Source organism: Nocardia alni (assembly GCF_019038435.1).
Lineage (GTDB): Bacteria > Actinomycetota > Actinomycetes > Mycobacteriales > Mycobacteriaceae > Nocardia > Nocardia alni.
This window is the reverse complement of the sequence record NZ_JAGPOX010000373.1, coordinates 1-415: the sequence shown is the minus strand read 5'-3', so window position 1 is coordinate 415 and position 415 is coordinate 1. Positions and strand designations below refer to the sequence as shown.

General features: G+C 75.9%; 1 protein-coding gene. It reads left to right on the top strand.

What is annotated here, in order from left to right; translation table 11 throughout:
* Positions 1 to 8 precede the first annotated feature (8 nt).
* Positions 9 to 415 (top strand): DUF3418 domain-containing protein (locus tag JZ791_RS44390; protein ID WP_308163523.1); only part of this gene is annotated, 407 nt, incomplete at its 3' end.

Genomic DNA, 415 nt, shown 5'->3' with positions numbered 1-415 from the left:
CCGACGGCGTGACCGTGGCCGTGCCGATCCTGCTGCTCAACCAGGTCTCCCCCGGTCCCTTCGCGTGGCTGGTCCCCGGCCTGCGGGTCGAGCTCGTCACCGCCCTCATCAAGGCGTTGCCCAAGGCGGTGCGCAAGAACCTCGTGCCCGCCCCGGACGTGGCCCAGCAGCTCGTCGCGGACCTCGAGGCCCATGCCGACCCGCTGCGGGACGAGCTGCCGGACGCGCTGTCCGCGGCCGTGCGCCGGGTGCGCGGCGTGGTGGTGGAGCCCGGACTGTGGGCCCTGGACGCGGTGCCCCTGCACCTGCGGATGGACTACCGCGTCGTGGACGCCCGCGGCGCCGTGATGGGCGCCGGCCAGGACCTGCCCGCGCTGCAGGCCCGGCTCGCGCAGGCCAACCGCTCCGCGATCGC